At 35.0% G+C, this 15,433-nt stretch carries 15 protein-coding genes; 13 read left to right on the plus strand and 2 right to left on the minus strand.

From position 1 onward, the window contains the following. Nucleotides 1-1,719: a TonB-dependent receptor gene (locus tag AB9K26_RS01870; protein WP_369970836.1), complete on the plus strand. Its 1,719-nt coding sequence runs from the start codon at nt 1-3 to the stop codon at nt 1,717-1,719. Nucleotides 1,720-1,816: 97 nt separating this feature from the next. Next, entirely contained in the window at nt 1,817-3,457 is a 1,641-nt protein-coding gene (locus AB9K26_RS01875; protein WP_369970837.1) for an amidohydrolase, read from the plus strand. Here AB9K26_RS01875 and AB9K26_RS01880 read toward each other — a convergent pair. Then, nucleotides 3,432-4,139, minus strand: a complete 708-nt coding sequence (locus AB9K26_RS01880) for a class I SAM-dependent methyltransferase (RefSeq protein ID WP_369970838.1) — start codon at nt 4,137-4,139, stop codon at nt 3,432-3,434. The two genes, AB9K26_RS01875 and AB9K26_RS01880, sit on opposite strands and share 26 nt — an antisense overlap. Before the next feature lie 43 nt (nt 4,140-4,182). Here AB9K26_RS01880 and AB9K26_RS01885 point away from each other — a divergent pair, with 43 nt between their 5' ends. The 5 genes from AB9K26_RS01885 to AB9K26_RS01905 all read left to right on the plus strand — a co-directional run bounded on the left by AB9K26_RS01885 (nt 4,183) and on the right by AB9K26_RS01905 (nt 7,888). Next, nucleotides 4,183-4,677, plus strand: a complete 495-nt coding sequence (locus AB9K26_RS01885; protein ID WP_369970839.1) for a YkgJ family cysteine cluster protein — start codon at nt 4,183-4,185, stop codon at nt 4,675-4,677. A gap of 10 nt (nt 4,678-4,687) precedes the next feature. Then, complete coding sequence (locus tag AB9K26_RS01890; RefSeq protein ID WP_369970840.1) at nt 4,688-5,584, plus strand: hypothetical protein; 897 nt, start codon at nt 4,688-4,690, stop codon at nt 5,582-5,584. Nucleotides 5,585-5,588: 4 nt separating this feature from the next. Continuing rightward, nucleotides 5,589-6,422, plus strand: a complete 834-nt coding sequence (locus tag AB9K26_RS01895) for a sterol desaturase family protein (RefSeq protein WP_369970841.1) — start codon at nt 5,589-5,591, stop codon at nt 6,420-6,422. 284 nt (nt 6,423-6,706) lie between these two features. Then, nucleotides 6,707-7,342, plus strand: a complete 636-nt coding sequence (locus tag AB9K26_RS01900; protein WP_369970842.1) for a hypothetical protein — start codon at nt 6,707-6,709, stop codon at nt 7,340-7,342. Between the two features lie 153 nt (nt 7,343-7,495). Beyond that, complete coding sequence (locus AB9K26_RS01905) at nt 7,496-7,888, plus strand: hypothetical protein (protein ID WP_369970843.1); 393 nt, start codon at nt 7,496-7,498, stop codon at nt 7,886-7,888. 4 nt (nt 7,889-7,892) lie between these two features. Here AB9K26_RS01905 and AB9K26_RS01910 read toward each other — a convergent pair whose 3' ends face one another. Next, on the minus strand, nt 7,893-9,140 hold the full coding sequence (locus tag AB9K26_RS01910; RefSeq protein WP_369970844.1) for an exo-beta-N-acetylmuramidase NamZ domain-containing protein: 1,248 nt from the start codon (nt 9,138-9,140) through the stop codon (nt 7,893-7,895). A 21-nt stretch (nt 9,141-9,161) separates the two neighbouring features. On the opposite strand from AB9K26_RS01910, the gene AB9K26_RS01915 reads away from it, so the two are divergent. From AB9K26_RS01915 to AB9K26_RS01940, 6 genes are all read left to right on the plus strand, one after another. Then, nucleotides 9,162-10,400 carry an ABC transporter permease gene (locus tag AB9K26_RS01915; RefSeq protein WP_369970845.1) on the plus strand — a complete coding sequence of 413 codons (1,239 nt, stop codon included), beginning with the start codon at nt 9,162-9,164 and terminating at the stop codon, nt 10,398-10,400. Nucleotides 10,401-10,609: 209 nt separating this feature from the next. Further along, a complete protein-coding gene (locus AB9K26_RS01920; protein ID WP_369970846.1) occupies nt 10,610-11,590 on the plus strand; it encodes a PLP-dependent cysteine synthase family protein in 981 nt (326 codons plus the stop codon). 84 nt (nt 11,591-11,674) lie between these two features. After that, nucleotides 11,675-12,481 (plus strand): DUF6597 domain-containing transcriptional factor, encoded by an 807-nt coding sequence (locus AB9K26_RS01925; RefSeq protein WP_369970847.1) that lies wholly within the window; start codon nt 11,675-11,677, stop codon nt 12,479-12,481. A 65-nt stretch (nt 12,482-12,546) separates the two neighbouring features. After that, nucleotides 12,547-13,848, plus strand: a complete 1,302-nt coding sequence (locus AB9K26_RS01930; RefSeq protein ID WP_369970848.1) for a WD40/YVTN/BNR-like repeat-containing protein — start codon at nt 12,547-12,549, stop codon at nt 13,846-13,848. A 49-nt stretch (nt 13,849-13,897) separates the two neighbouring features. Beyond that, nucleotides 13,898-15,166, plus strand: coding sequence for a DUF2851 family protein (locus tag AB9K26_RS01935; RefSeq protein ID WP_369970849.1), 1,269 nt, complete (start codon nt 13,898-13,900; stop codon nt 15,164-15,166). Nucleotides 15,167-15,203: 37 nt separating this feature from the next. Further along, nucleotides 15,204-15,431 carry a PspC domain-containing protein gene (locus AB9K26_RS01940; RefSeq protein WP_369970850.1) on the plus strand — a complete coding sequence of 76 codons (228 nt, stop codon included), beginning with the start codon at nt 15,204-15,206 and terminating at the stop codon, nt 15,429-15,431. The last annotated feature ends 2 nt before the right edge of the window (nt 15,432-15,433 follow it).

Below are 15,433 nucleotides of genomic sequence, written 5' to 3' on the forward strand. Positions count from 1 at the left end.
ATGAGTAACAAAATTTCATATAGCTTCCTAATTGTATTGGTCTTTGGAGTATTTACATCAACAGCTCAAGATCGACAAAAAGATACCATAGATACAGATGTGGTTAATGTTATCAAGCCATATACACCTACGATTTCCGATGCGTTTAAAATCAAGGAAACTCCAACAATTAACGATTCTACAACAGGAAAAAAGAAAGAGATTAAATATAATATATTTTCCATTCCTGTAGCTTCCACATTTACTCCTGCTAAGGGGAAAGCAGCTAGTGTTGATAAGGAAAAACCTGTCAAATTATACGACAATTATGCGTCTTTAGGCGTTGGAACCTATACAACTATCTTGGGTGAAATATATTTAAACCACGAGTTGAGTAATACCGAACGTGTAGGTGGTTATTTTAGCCATCACTCGTCAGCTGGCGATATTGAAGGCATTAATTTTGACAACAATTTTTCTGAAACAGGTCTTAATGCACATTACAGTCAGAAGCTAAGTGATTATGCTTGGAAGGTTGAAGGAGGTTTTCAACTCCAATCCTTTAATTGGTATGGTGTACCAGACCAAAGTATAGACCGATTTGATGTCGATCATTCATTCTACACAGCGAATGTTGGTGGTCAAGTTACGTTCGAAGATGCCATCATTGATAATGTTAATGTATTGTATAGACGCTTTGGTGATGATCAGGATTCTGGTGAAAATCGATTTGTTATAAGTTCAGGGTTTGATATACCTGTAGCCGATGAAAACATTAATACTGAAGTTACCATAGATTATATTGGTGGGTCATTTGATCGCAGTTATTTAATTGATGAAGAATTAAATTACGGTAATATCAATGTCGGAATTGCGCCAAGCTATCAAATGACACAAGATGACTTAACTGTAAATGTGGGCGCGCAACTGGTTTATTTCAATGATATTGAAAACAGTAAAAATAAGTTGTTTATTTATCCAAATGTGACAGCATCCTATCGTTTGGTAGACGAAATCATGATTGCCTATGCTGGAATTGAAGGCGGATTGATACAAAATTCCTATTACCAATTTGCTCAAGACAATCCGTTTGTATCACCTACACTTTTCGTAGCACCAACAGATCAGGTATACAATGCATCTATCGGACTTAAAGGGCGTTTGTCAAATAATTTGAGTTATAATGTTAGCGGTCATTATATGGCTGATAATAATAAAGCCTTGTTTAAAAGTAATCCGTTATTGGGTACTGCTGAAGAAAACTATCAATTTGGAAACTCTTTGGGTGTTGTTTATGATGATGTCACCACTTATTCCGTTGCAGGAGCCTTAAACTTCGATGTGAATAGAAACTTTAAGTTGGCATTAAAAGCACAGTATTTTGGGTATAGCACAGATGTAGAGGCTGAAGCTTGGAACTTACCAGATATTGAAGCGTCCTTGTTTCTAGATTATCAAATAGATGAACATTGGTTTGCAGGCGCCAATCTCTTTTTTGTAGGTGAGAGAAAAGACCAGTTTGCCATAGAGCAAAGCTTCTTTCCAGTTGATGATCCAATGACTGTAACTTTAGATAGTTTTTTTGACATCAATGCTCATGTTGGCTATAAGATTAATAGTCAGTGGTCGGTATTTGCTAAAGCCAACAATATTGCCAATCAAGATTATCAACGTTGGATGAACTATCCAGTTCAAGGCATTCAATTTTTAGCAGGAACAACTTATCAGTTTGATTTTTGATTTCTGAAGTTATTTCAGAATGAAATTTTTAATACAAAGCATTGGTTTTTTATTTAAAACTGATGCTTTTTGTATTTTTAGCCTATAAATTATTTCCATGAAAAAATTCAGCCTTCTTTTATTGCTATTTGTACTCTTCTCTTGTACTGATGAAAAACAAATGGTCGATACCATTGTTTTTAATGCTAATGTTTACACGGTTGATGAGACGTTTAGCAAAGCACAGGCTTTTGCAGTTAAAGACGGTAAGTTTGTTGAAATAGGTACTTCCGAAGACATTCAAAATAAATATACTTCTGAAAACATTCTTGATGCTCAAGGAAAAACCGTTTTACCTGGATTGATAGATGCACACGCTCACTTCCTAACCTTAGGACAAATACAAAAGCAGGTCAATTTGGTTGGTGTCAAAAGTTTTGAGGATATGATAAAGCGTGTTTTGGATTTCCAGGAAAAACATCAAATGCCTTTTATTAAGGGTAGAGGTTGGGACCAAAATGATTGGGAGGATAAAGATATGCCAGACAATACCATTTTGAATCGATTATTTCCAAATACACCTGTAGCATTAACGCGCATTGATGGTCATGCTTCCTTTTGTAATCAAGCAGCTTTAGATTTGGGCAATGTCACAGTAAATAGTACTATTGATGGTGGTGAAGTAGAGGTTAAAAATGGAAAGTTAACAGGTATTTTGTTGGATAATGCTGAACAGTTGGTGATGAATAATTGGCCTGATTTTGAAAAAGAACAACTTATTGAAGCCTTGTTGGCTGCTCAAAACATATGTTTTGAAAATGGCTTGACCACCATTTCTGATGCTGGACCAGATATATTTACCTCACCTTGGATTGAAACCATTGACCTTATCGATAGTTTGCAAAGAACAGGTGATTTAAAGATTCGAATGTATATGATGGTTCCTGGAACAAAACCAAATCTAGATCATTTTTTAGCCAAAGGAACTTACAAGACCGAACGACTCAATGTGCGCTCTTTTAAGTTTTATGCCGATGGTGCTTTAGGTTCAAGAGGTGCCCTATTGCGTGAACCATATTCTGATAGACAGCATTCACATGGATTACCTGTTATGTCTTTGGAACACATCAAAGAATCGGCAGAGCGAATCGCTGATTCTGAGTTTCAAATGAATACACATGCCATTGGAGATTCAGCAAATCATGTCGTATTGGAAACCTATTCTAAAGTTTTGAAAGGAAATAGAGATCGACGTTGGCGTATTGAACATGCCCAAGTGGTATCGCCTGAAGATTTTGACTATTTCAAAACTATATTGCCTTCTATTCAACCAACGCATGCTACAAGTGATATGTATTGGGCTGAAGACCGATTGGGAAATGAACGGATTAAAGGCGCTTATGCCTATAAAAAATTATTGAATGCTTATGGAAAAGTTGCTTTCGGAACTGATTTTCCTGTAGAACAGGTAAGTCCGTTCTTGACGTTTTACGCGGCAGTGACACGACAAGATTTGAAACAATATCCTAAAGACGGCTTTCAAAGTGAGGATGCTTTGAGTAGAGAGGAAGCTTTAAAAGGAATGACAATTTGGGCCGCGTATTCCAATTTTGAGGAAAACGAAAAAGGCAGTATTGAAGTTGGTAAATTAGCTGATTTTGTTATATTGGATAAAGATATTATGACCATTGAAGCCATTGAAATTCCTAAGACAAAAGTAGAATATACCTATGTCAATGGTGAGGCGCAACAATTCTAGCCAAATAATCAAAATGCTCACCATCCATAACTTTTTCACATTCTAAACCAACAGTTTCGCAAGCTAATTTGAGACGATCAAAATCGAGATATAGCCATTTCATTGGGTCTTCAGATTCTCCTTTGTAACTGATATAATAGTCCAGTTCTCCATAGTAGTCTGCATTGGTGTCCATCCAAATTCCACCATCGTCATCTTCATACATATATTGAATATCTGAAGAATCTATAAGTATCTGTCCATTAGGATTCAGAAGCGATTTTAGATGCTTTAGGTGTTGAGATACTTGATTGAGGGTTTGAAAAATACCAGTACCATTCATAAGTATTAATATCGTATCAAAGGTTTCGGTTTCAGCTAGAATAGAAACCATTTCAACATGCTCCAATCCACGCGCCTTAGCAACAAAAATAGCACCTTCGGAAATATCAATGCCTTTTACAGTCAGTCCTTTTTTTTGTAGATATAACGCATGGCTTCCAGAACCGCATCCAACATCTAATACAGATCCTTTAGCCAAATCCAATGCCTTCTGTTCAAGTTTGGGCATGTCTTTATAGGTTCTGAATAAATAGGGAAGAGGTAATGTGTCTTCTTCAGAAATACTAGTAGAAGTGATGATATCTTCGGTATAATTATTGTTGTGATAGTCGCGTAAAGCTTTACCAAAAACATCCTTCATAATCTGAGTTTAAAAGCAGTGATTAATATCTTATTTTTGTAGTATGCAAGATTTCATAAACCATCTTCCAAAACTAGCCAAAGATAAGCATAAGGAAAATAAAACTTTCTTTAGTAAGCTAAAAAGAAAGCCGCCAAAGCAATTAGATTATGTGATGCAGGAACTTCATGAGGCTGAATTTGAGCGAACCGATTGTTTAGAATGTGCCAATTGCTGCAAAACAACAGGACCACTTTTCACGATGAAAGATATTGAACGCATATCGAAATCTTTTAAAATGAAGCCACAGCAGTTTATTGAGTCCTATTTGCGAATTGATGAGGATAAGGATTATGTACTACAAACGGTTCCGTGTACGTTTTTAGGTGAAGATAATTATTGTTCTATTTACGATGTAAGGCCTAAAGCTTGTCGTGAATTTCCGCATACAGACCGAAAGAAATTTCAGCAAATAGGCAACTTGACCATGAAAAATGTAGCGATTTGCCCAGCTGCCTATAATATAGTTGAAGCGATGAAAGCTCGTATAAAATTGTAATTAATCTCATATGAAGAAACTAGTGTTTTCAGTTGTTTTGTGCCTTGGAATGATAGCAAATGTTCTGTCACAAGATTGGATGACCTCTCTTGAAGTTGCTAAAAGTTTAGGGCTGGTTCAAAACAAACTACTCTTTGTTATTTGGGAAGATGCCTATTATAATCCGTATCCTGTACTTATTAAGGATGCCAAAGGAAATGCTGTGGTTGAGGACATGCTATCTAACGATAGTCTAAATGAAGCGATATGGAAACATTTTGTGCCAGTTGTGCTGAGTGAGTCAAGATATGAAGAGTTGCTTAATGACATAAAAGACAAACGGCCACAATCATATATTGATAAGTTCAATGATGATAGTATCAAAATCATGGATGTCAATGGTAATATTCTCAATACAAAAGTAGAGTACTATGATTATCTCGATATTGTAAAATTTATAGTGAAATATGCTTTGGATACCAGTTATCTTCAAGCAGAATTAATGAATTTCAGAACACAAAAAGATTTCAATACCACCTTTAGATTGGCGTCAAAATATATGGACTTTTCAGTTTTGGTCAGTAAAGATTTAAGGAAAGAAGTATTGCAGTTATCTGATTTTTATCTAAGAGATGCTAAAGATTTTATTTCTGAAGAAGCCAATGAAGTCCGTACAGAGTTAGCCCAAAAAGTAGAATTACTAAACTTTAAACAGGAATTAATTCTCAATAATCCCCGTAAAGTTTTACGACGTCTTAAAAAAATTGAATCATCAACTATTGCTTCTTCTAATGAAGAGCTTTGGGCATTTTTGCATTACACGGCTTATCTGTTGCTTAAAGACGAATCGAATGCAAGTGTATGGAGAACTAAAGTTTCTTTAGTAAATTTGAAAAAGGCAAACATGATTGTAAACATTAATTCCTGAATTTTTGGAAACGATAATTAATTATTTTGAAACCATTCCATCACTTCATAGAAGTTTGATTTTAGTTGGTGGACTCACATTTTTTTGGTTGCTTGAGGGAAGTTTACCCTTGTTTAAATTCACCTATAAAAAATGGAAACACGCCATTCCAAACATTTTCTTTACACTAACGACTGTTGTGGTCAATTTCAGTTTGGCCTTTCTCTTGATTGCAACATCAGATTGGGTTAAAGAGAATGAATTTGGCATCATTAATTGGATACCAAACCTTCCACTTTGGGCTTATGTGTTGCTCGGACTTTTGCTTTTGGATTTTATTGGAGCTTATTTAGCGCATTATGTAGAACATAAAGTGAAACCGCTTTGGATGGTACATTTGGTTCATCATTCAGATCACAATGTCGATACCACAACTGCCAATCGCCACCATCCTCTTGAAAGTGTCATCAGATTTGCCTTTACACTGGCTGGCGTTTTTATTGTTGGGACTCCAATCGCTATTGTGTTTTTGTATCAATCGTTATCACTTGTGGCTACTCAGTTTACACATGCGAATATTAAATTACCGGAAAAAGTTGATGACTTGATGAGTTATATACTTGTTTCGCCTAATATGCATAAAGTGCACCATCATTATCAATTGCCTTACACCGACAGTAATTATGGCAATATTTTTTCAATTTGGGATCGTATTTTTGGGACCTACATGAAATTAGAGCCTTCAAAAATAGTTTATGGTGTTGATACCTTTCCCGATGAAGAAGCTAATGGAAAAATAGGAGAACTTCTTAAACAGCCTTTCCATAAATATAGAAAACCAACGACTACAAATTCTTAAAAAAGATATTGAATACCCTTTTGACATTCGATTAAGTGTTCATTTTTAGGGATTTACGTTTTTTTTAGTATTGTAGGAAACCATTGAGTTTAATGCAGTTCATCTTCTTTTTTTTACGTTATTTTTCATTCATCTAGACTTTTTTGGAATTCAACGCTTTTCTTATTAAGCACGTTTTCTTCCCTCTACATTTGATATAAAATACATACAATCCCTCTTTGAATGTAAAGTCCCTCATTGAGCGATTGGTTTAGTTTTTAGTTAACCTTTAAATGACCCCAATCATGAACAAGATTACTACAAATGGTATATCCATTAATGCCCTTTTGGGTCTCATTTTGTTACTTTTTATAAGTGTTCAAAATGTATCATCACAAGAGACCTATACGTCGATACGAAAGAATGTCAATCCATTGGCACTTAATTTAAGCCACAACTTATCAAATACACAAGATACGCTGTTACTTGAGAATAAGGCGTTGTTTAAGCGTGTTAGGTTTATTGGTAAAAAAGCTGAAAAGGTATTTGATTTTAAACCTGCTGTTAAGAAAGCCAAAATTCCATTAAATGAATTACCGCTTGGTAAGTACATGGTCATGTTTTATCAAGCTGATAAAATTATTGTCTTTGAAATAAACAGAATATTACCTTTTGATTTGTTTGATGGATTGGAATCTGATGTAGCCTTAAACAACAAATTCGATATGAAATCGAGTGAATTGAATCCAATTGATTTTGAATCAGAAACCTCTACTTTTGATACTTTGGCCTCCAATACAATAACTTCAGAGTACACTGATGGAATAGAGGATACTTATAAACCTTATAATCTTTCGGACCTAGATAGGGAATTAGTTCAAAGTCGCGCTGATTATAGACGCAATCACCTTAGACCCAACGGCAAACCATATACAGATTGATTTCCTGACCAATTGTAAGAATTTAGCCATACTCCGATTTTATATGCCGTTCATAGATATTTTTGTGCAGAATGTTCCAACTGTGTTTAGTTTTAAGGTTCGGGATTATAAATATGCTATTAGTTCAAGCAACGTTGACATAAACAACGTGATATGAAATTAGCTGTATTTATAATCTTTTTTGTTTTCTGTGTCTTTTCAATAGAAAAAGCCCATGCACAAAAAGACTTTGCTGTTCTTGAAAAAAATGTCAACGTAAGGGCAAAGGATTTATCGCAAAGACTTAACGCTACAAAAGATACCTTAATTCTCAAAAGTAAGACCATGATTCAAAAGGTCTATGCTGTTAATATGGATTATAAACGTGAAGTAGATATGTCTGTTATGGATACTTCCGTGAAAATTCCTTTAAAAAACCTATCAAAAGGAAAACATGTTTTTGTAGCTGTACAATCACCTATGCGATTTGTATTTGTGGTTAAGATAATTGGTGATAACTCAGTTTTATTAGCCATGGATGATACCAAAGTGACTCCAAAAAAATAAATACCTAATCATAGATAAGATAAGTGGCTCTTCTATCTTTGAATTCTGATAGTCCAGCTTCCCAAGATTGCTTTATATCTTCTGATGATAATCCACTTTCTATTTGTGTCTGTAATTGTTTGGTGCCAGCTAATTTGACAAAAAAATCATTGAAAAAAGGCTGTTTGCCTACCGAGTTCTTATAGGCATTAATAAGATAATCTAAATGTATAGCCTTAAATGGCTTAGTGTCTCTTAAATCCTCGCCATAACATAATTCACCTTTGTGTTTTGGATATTTGGCACCTTCATTTGGCTGAGGAATGAACTTAAAAGCGTATTTGTCTTTGTCTAAGAACGGACTTCCATAAACTTGAAATTGACCAGATGTTCCGCGGCCAGCACTGACATTAGTGCCTTCAAAAAAACATAAACTTGGATATAAATTTATTGCGATATCATTTGGAAGGTTCGGAGATGGTTTAATCGGCAAACTGTAAGACTTATTATGTGCATAATGCTCCATTTCAATAATGGTTAAATTACATTGTACACCATCCTTCAGCCAAGCTTCACCATTGATCATTTTGGCATATTCACCAATCGTCATACCGTGAACTACAGGAATAGGATGCATACCTACAAAACTTTGATGTTCCATTTCTAAAATTGGCCCATCAATATAATGTCCATTCGGATTAGGTCTATCAAAAACAATAAGAGGAATATTAGATTCGGCACAGGCTTCCATGACGTAATGTAGCGTGGAGATGTAGGTATAAAAACGTGCACCAACATCTTGAATGTCAAATATGATAAGATCCAAATCAGTTAATTGTGCTTTTGAGGGTTTTTTATTGCTTCCATATAAGGAAACAATTGGTAAATTGGTCTTGCTGTCAACACCATCTTTAACCATTTCACCTGCATCAGCCATGCCTCTAAAACCGTGTTCTGGAGCAAATACCTTTTTGATGCTAATATCTAATGCCAATAATGAATCGACAAGATGCGTATAACCATCAGTATTTAAAATAACCGAAGTCTGATTAGCAACAATCCCAATATTTTTATTTTTCAATAAAGGTACATATGCCGATGTTCGATTGGCACCAACAATTATATTTGCGTCACCCTGAACTTGTTTCAGGGTCTCATCAATATAAGTCGAATTATCTTTTGGTGTTGTGTCTCCATGCTTCCTCTCGTTTCCACAAGAAATTAATAAAACAATCCCAACAACTATCGGGAATAAAACAGTATTTTTGAACATTGAAAAACGCATATATTAATTTTGAATTACGAGTTCTTTATAGCAAAACGCATTATTGGTAGTAAAGCGTATAAAAGTAGTGTTTCAGCACCAATTATAAAAATTGGAATTACTGCTATTGCTATTGGAATTATAGTGATGCTCATTGCGATTGCTACAGGTATTGGACTTCAAAAAAAGGTACGCGAAAAAGTGGTGGCTTTCAATGGTCACCTTACCATAAACAATTACGATAGCAATATCTCCAACGAATCTTTGTCGCCAATTTCCACTGAACAGGAATTCTATCCAAATTTCAATACAATTGAAGGTGTACAACACATTCAAGCTGTGGCAACTAAGTTTGGTGTCATACGAACGGAAACCGATTTTGAAGGCATTGTCCTCAAAGGTGTTGGAGAAGATTATGATTGGACCTATCTCAACGAATTTTTGGTAGAAGGTGCTTTGCCAGATTACTCTAATGCCCTAAACAATGAGGTCATGATTTCTAGCTATTTGGCGAACCGATTACAGTTTCAGGTTGGTGATAGCTTTCAGATGGTTTTCGCAAAGGAAACTATTGATGATTTGCCTTTTATTCGTCAGTTCAACATCGTTGGGATTTTCAATTCCGGATTTCAAGAAATAGACGAAACCTTTCTTATTGGTGATATCAGACATGTGCAGCGAATGAACCGATGGGAACAAAACCAAATAGGTAATTTCGAAGTGTTTATTAACGATTACAAACAGTTGCAAACTATGGACGCCAAAATTCGAGCGGCTACACCTTCTAACCTCGATACACAAACCATAGAGGAAAAATATTATACAACCTTTGAATGGATTAAAATTTTTGATAACAACACCTATGGAATCATTGCCATTATGATCATCGTCGCTGGCATCAATATGATCACGGCACTTTTGGTCCTTATTTTAGAACGCACACAAATGATTGGTATCTTAAAAGCTTTGGGAAGTTCCAATTGGAGCATTAGGAAGATTTTTCTTTACAATGCAACCTACCTTGTTGGTCTTGGTTTGGTTTGGGGCAATCTCATCGGATTGGCATTGTTGTTTGCTCAAAAGTATTTCGGCCTCTTAAAATTTCCAGACCCAGAACAATATTATGTGTCGATTATTCCAGTGCATATAAGCTTAGACTATATTTTATTGCTCAACATCGGAACTTTTATTGCCTGTATGCTCATGCTGTTGATTCCTTCCATTATTATTACCAAGATTTCTCCAGTAAAGGCGATGCGTTTTGAATAGTCTTTTGTTTTGGGCGTTCCACTACCAAGCTAAAGCTTTGCAGTGTCAGGTTTTCGGCAGTCGCTTTTTACAACTTTATTTGTAAAAGAGCTCCAACAATGCCTCAACCCTTAACGCGAGCTGTTATTTGAGGTTAGGGTTTAAAACAAATCTACTTTTACTTTCAACTTTCCACATTTACCTTAAATTTGCATCGCAAATCATAACGAATGGAATACGCAGAAAATATTTTAGAAACCATTGGTAACACACCATTGGTAAAAATCAATAAGTTAACCGTTGAATTACCTTGCTTGGTGTTATCCAAATACGAAACCTTTAATCCTGGAAACTCGGTAAAGGATCGTATGGCTCTCAAAATGATTGAAGATGCTGAAGCCGACGGTCGATTGAAACCTGGAGGAACCATTATTGAAGGAACTTCTGGAAACACAGGAATGGGATTGGCATTGGCTGCTATCGTAAAAGGCTACAAATGCATATTTGTAATTAGCGATAAGCAATCCAAAGAAAAAATGGATATCCTTAGAGCTGTAGGAGCTGAGGTTGTGGTTTGCCCAACAGATGTAGAGCCAACAGATCCAAGGAGTTATTATTCGGTGTCCAAGCGATTAGGAGAGGAAACTCCTAACTCATGGTATGTGAATCAATATGACAATCCGAGTAACGCCAAAGCGCATTACGAAAGTACAGGTCCAGAGATTTGGAAACAAACCGATGGTAAAGTGACGCACTTTGTGGTTGGTGTTGGTACTGGTGGAACCATTTCAGGTGTTGGTAAATATTTAAAGGAGCAAAATCCGAATATCAAGGTTTGGGGTGTTGATACTTACGGTAGCGTATTCAAAAAATATCATGAAACTGGCATCTTTGATGAAAATGAAATTTATCCTTATGTTACCGAAGGTATTGGTGAAGATATTCTTCCAGAAAATGTTGACTTTTCAATTATCGATGGTTTTACAAAGGTAACCGATAAGGATGCTGCTGTGTATACCCAATTATTAGCGAAGGAAGAAGGCATGTTTTTAGGAAATTCGGCTGGTGCAGCTATTAAAGGCGTATTGCAGTTAAAAGAACATTTCAAAAAAGATGATGTTGTAGTCGTCCTGTTTCATGATCATGGGAGTCGTTATGTAGGTAAAATGTTCAATAACGATTGGATGAAAAAAATGGGCTACATTGATTAAAACAGCTACTGAAATCATATAAAAATTTGGGATCCTGAGTTTGTGCTCAGGATTTTTTATATTCGTAAAACACTAATTGTCAGAATGCTATTTAAAAAATACCAATCTTCAAAACGCTATAAGCATATTATTGCCTATTACTGGACTTTGAAATCTTCAGATGGTGAAAGTTCGGAAACGAAGTATAGGTTTGTTCCTGATGCTTATGTCGATTGGGTATTTCATTTGGGTGAACCTTGGCAATGTGATTTTCCTAATGTGGAGAATAATCATAAAACAGGTCAATCCCACGTATTCGGACAAATTAAGCAACATTTAGATCTAACCTTGCCAAGAAAAGGATTGGATATTTTCGGAGTTAAATTTTATCCATGGTCTGTAAGCCAAATTTGGAACTTGGATATGCACTATGTCACCGATAATTGTTTGGATTTAAATCTGTTGGAAATACCACAAATCAATACGCTTCACGAGAGAATTTATAATACCATTTCAGTTAAAGGAAAAATAGAAGTTATTGAAAGCTTCCTCAATCCCTACTTAAATTCTATTGATAATGATAGATCGGTTCAACAATATCTTCTTTCTGAAGAAAATTCTAACAACGTTGAAAGTAAGGGCATCGGAAAACGGCGTTTGCAGCAACGGTTTAAATCTGAAATAGGAATTTCCCCAAAGTTGTTTCTAAGAACATTAAGAATCAATGCAGCCATAGATCATATGGTAAAACGAAATGATGAGTCACTAACTCAGTTAGCTCTAGGTTTTAATTATTTTGATCAAACACATTTTATCAAGGACTTTAAATATTTTACAGGGATGTGTCCGACCTCTTTTTTAAATGCTATCAATCCCAATGGTGATATTTTAAATCTTCGCATCCCTTCCTAAATTTCGCTTTTTTACTATTTCATTGAAGTATGGGATTTTATTTTGTGCAAAATAAATCTTTATAGATGAATACTTTAAATAAGTTTCTAATTACAGTCCCATTTGTAATAATGTCTTTTGCTGGTATAGCACAATCTTGGCAAACTTTAAACGCATCCACATTAAGTTGGCGTTTTGAAGACATGCAATTTATAGATACTGAAATTGGTTGGGTAGTCGATGGTGGTGGTCAGATATTGAAAACTACTGATGGCGGACTTAACTGGACCCAACAATTTTATGATTCTGATTACTATTTTAGAAGTGTAGAATTTTTTAATGAGCAGATTGGATTTGCCGGAAGTCTCTCTAATGGAAACCCTTCAGCATCACTTTTTAAAACTACCAATGGAGGTGACACTTGGGTAGATATTAGTGCTTCATTACCTGTAAATGTTCCTGGTATTTGTGGTATGCATATGGTTGATGAAAATACAATCTTTATTACTGGAGTCTTTTATGGTTCTGGTTACATAATGAAATCTACAGACCAAGGTGAAACGTGGACCTATACAAATATGCTATCTTTATGTAATGGTATTGTCGATGTCTTTTTTAAAGATCAAAACATCGGATTTGCAGTAGGTCAAAGTGCTCAAGGCACAGGTTTGAGAGCGATTATTATTGGTACAACAAATGGTGGAGATTCTTGGGCAACTTTAGCCACTGGTAATGACATTAATCAACGCGCTTGGAAGATACAAGAACTTAATGATAATGTACTCTATGCTTCAGTTGAGGCATTTACAACAACGCCAGAATATTTTAAATCTACAGATGGTGGACAAACATGGCAACTTCATTCAGTAACTGCTGCACCAGTTTCAGGAACGATCCAAGGTGTCGGATTTCTAAACGAACAAGTGGGTTGGGTTGGTGGATTTAATACCTTCTTTTTTGAAACTGAAAATCAAGGTGCAAATTGGGAATATCAATCAAATATTGGCTCTAGCTTTAATAGGTTTCAGCGAATAAATGATACTTTAATGTATACTTCAGGTGTTAATGTTTACAAATACGTTGATCCATCGCTTTTAAGTATTGAAGAATTTGAGATTCCTAAACCCAAAGGCCATACAATTACCTTTTTGCCCTCAAATGTTATTGACGACCATACTGAAATTAAACTTGACCTTGTAACCAACACATATTGTGAGTTGAGTGTATACAATGTGAATGGTCAAAGATTAGAGACCATATATGAAGGTAGAAAAAATAAAGGCGAGCATCACTTTTCATGGAATAGTTCGTATCTAGCCTCAGGTCAATATTATCTGGTTTTAAACACCTATTATGGCTATCAATCCTCTAAGTTTGTTGTCAACTAATTGATTATCCGATATTTTGTAGTGTTGAAAAATATCTTATTTTCGTTGAATGAGAGAAAATTTTCTACACTATGTTTGGGGATTCAAAAAGTTTGAACTGTTGCACCTTCAAACGGCACAGTTTCAATCACTGCGAGTAGTATCTGTAGGAACATACAATGAAAATTCTGGTCCTGATTTTTTCAATGCTAAACTTCGTATTGACAATCAACTTTGGGCTGGCAATGTAGAAATTCATATCAAGTCCAGTGATTGGTATGCTCATCGTCATGATCATGATGATACTTATGATAATGTGATTTTGCATGTGGTTTACGAACACGATGCAGATGTTTTCAGGAAAGATGGGTCTATAATTCCAACATTAGTCTTAAAACCTTACATTCATAAAAATGTTTACCTTAATTACCAACGGTTATTTGCTAGAACTAAATCATGGATCCTTTGTGAAACTGATTTTGCTTCTGTTGATGATTTTGTTCTAAAACATTGGTTGGAACGTTTGTACTTTGAACGTTTGGAACAAAAGGCGAAACACATCAAAACGTCACTAAAAGCAACAAATAAGAATTGGGAAGCTGTTTTGTTTATGATGTTAGCAAAGAATTTCGGACTCAAAGTCAATGGCGATGCATTTTTTAGTATGGCAAAAAGTTTCGATTTTAAGATCGTTCAAAAACTGCATAACCAAAAGGATATCGAAGCCTTGTTTTTTGGACAAGCGGGATTGTTGGAAACTGAAAATCAAAATGTGTATTACAAGGAGCTTCAAGAAACCTATAAGTTTCTCAAACAGAAATTTCAGTTAAACAATTCCAACATTATTCCATTACAATTTTTTAGGTTACGTCCATTAAATTTTCCAACTATACGCTTGTCGCAGTTAGCTGCTCTTTATATAAAAGAGTTCAATTTGTTTTCGAAAATAATTGAAATTAATACTCTTGAAGGGTTTTATGATATCTTTCAAGTGGAGGTTTCAGAATTTTGGAAATCACATTACACATTTGCTAAATTGTCTCCACCAAGAACTAAGGTCTTAACTAAGTCTTTTATCGATTTGTTACTAATAAATACCATCTTACCCATTCAATTTTGTTATAAAAAAGAACATGGGAAGTTGATTGAAGATGACTTAATGGTGATCATATCAAAAATTAATTCTGAGGAAAATACAATCATTAAGAAGTATAATGCTATAAAGAAAATATCTACTTCAGCTATGCATTCCCAAGCGCTGATTCAATTAAAAACAAAATACTGTGATAAACATCAATGTTTAAAATGTGCTATAGGAAACACGCTTTTAAATCGATAAAATTTTCAAACGTTTAAACTAAAGATTAAATTGCACTATGAAATTGTTTTACCAAATGTTATATTTTTTCCAAAAACGAGGCTATTACGTTTGTCAACGTATTGCTGATCGTTTGGGAATTAGAGCAAAAGTGGTAAGAACATCCTTCATGTACTTAACCTTTGTTACCTTTGGTTTCGGATTTGCACTCTACCTTTTTATTGCGTTTTGGATGCGAATCAAAGACCTAGTTTATACCAAACGATCTTCTGTATTTGACCTATAATA

Source organism: Psychroserpens sp. XS_ASV72, assembly GCF_041224425.1.
Lineage (GTDB): Bacteria > Bacteroidota > Bacteroidia > Flavobacteriales > Flavobacteriaceae > Psychroserpens.

Bases quoted from the DNA above. Each gene is read 5' to 3' on its own strand.
- AB9K26_RS01935 (WP_369970849.1), top strand. From the start codon at position 13,898: ATGAGAGAAAATTTTCTACACTATGTTTGGGGATTCAAAAAGTTTGAA.
- AB9K26_RS01900 (WP_369970842.1), top strand. From the start codon at position 6,707: ATGAACAAGATTACTACAAATGGTATATCCATTAATGCCCTTTTGGGT.
- AB9K26_RS01920 (WP_369970846.1), top strand. From the start codon at position 10,610: ATGGAATACGCAGAAAATATTTTAGAAACCATTGGTAACACACCATTG.
- AB9K26_RS01870 (WP_369970836.1), top strand. From the start codon at position 1: ATGAGTAACAAAATTTCATATAGCTTCCTAATTGTATTGGTCTTTGGA.
- AB9K26_RS01890 (WP_369970840.1), top strand. From the start codon at position 4,688: ATGAAGAAACTAGTGTTTTCAGTTGTTTTGTGCCTTGGAATGATAGCA.
- AB9K26_RS01880 (WP_369970838.1), bottom strand. From the start codon at position 4,139: ATGAAGGATGTTTTTGGTAAAGCTTTACGCGACTATCACAACAATAAT.
- AB9K26_RS01925 (WP_369970847.1), top strand. From the start codon at position 11,675: ATGCTATTTAAAAAATACCAATCTTCAAAACGCTATAAGCATATTATT.
- AB9K26_RS01930 (WP_369970848.1), top strand. From the start codon at position 12,547: ATGAATACTTTAAATAAGTTTCTAATTACAGTCCCATTTGTAATAATG.
- AB9K26_RS01875 (WP_369970837.1), top strand. From the start codon at position 1,817: ATGAAAAAATTCAGCCTTCTTTTATTGCTATTTGTACTCTTCTCTTGT.
- AB9K26_RS01940 (WP_369970850.1), top strand. From the start codon at position 15,204: ATGAAATTGTTTTACCAAATGTTATATTTTTTCCAAAAACGAGGCTAT.
- AB9K26_RS01905 (WP_369970843.1), top strand. From the start codon at position 7,496: ATGAAATTAGCTGTATTTATAATCTTTTTTGTTTTCTGTGTCTTTTCA.
- AB9K26_RS01910 (WP_369970844.1), bottom strand. From the start codon at position 9,140: ATGTTCAAAAATACTGTTTTATTCCCGATAGTTGTTGGGATTGTTTTA.
- AB9K26_RS01885 (WP_369970839.1), top strand. From the start codon at position 4,183: ATGCAAGATTTCATAAACCATCTTCCAAAACTAGCCAAAGATAAGCAT.